This window comes from Thermococcus sp. 21S9, from assembly GCF_012027635.1.
Lineage (GTDB): Archaea > Methanobacteriota_B > Thermococci > Thermococcales > Thermococcaceae > Thermococcus.
The window spans coordinates 1-551 of the sequence record NZ_SNUS01000010.1; the positions used below are offsets into that span (position 1 = coordinate 1).

The window sequence follows — 551 nt, forward strand, 5'->3', positions numbered from 1 at the left end:
CTCTCAAGCCAGGGGTAGTTTTCTTGGAGGTAGTCGTAGCCGAAGTGGTCGACGATGTAGTTCCTGAACTCTTTGAGCTTCTGGACTTTTGGCTTGTCGTATTTTGCCTCAATGACTATGATGAGGGCCTTTCTGCCGTTCAGGTAGAAGTAGTCGTAGAGTCCCTCTGCAAGGGCCCTCATGATGCTGGTCTTTCTGTAGCCGCTCCTGCCGAGGAATAGGATGTGGCTGGCGAAGCCTGCTTTGTAGGGGAGGAACTGCGGCGCTCTGCTGCCGTCGTCGAGCCTCAGGCCTAGGTAAGGGCCGTAGTAGGCTTGGCGTATGTCGTTCATGCCGTATTGGGCTAGCTTTTCTGGACTGACCTTCTTCCGCAGGCGAGCGAGGAAGTCATCTGGAACCCACCAGTTCGAGTGTGTACTCTCCACTATCCCAAACCTCCGTGTCGTTTATTCTTAACAAAAATTAGGCCCCCACTGCACATTTTCTTAGGGAGCCTTAGACGGCTTTATTCCCCCAATGGAGCGTTTTCCTCCGTGTGCAGTTAACACCCA

General features: G+C 53.0%; 1 pseudogene. It reads right to left on the reverse strand.

Annotated features, from left to right (window positions below):
- A pseudogene (locus E3E28_RS10700) lies at window positions 1–425 on the reverse strand (hypothetical protein); the annotation flags it as partial.
- Window positions 426–551 lie beyond the last annotated feature (126 nt).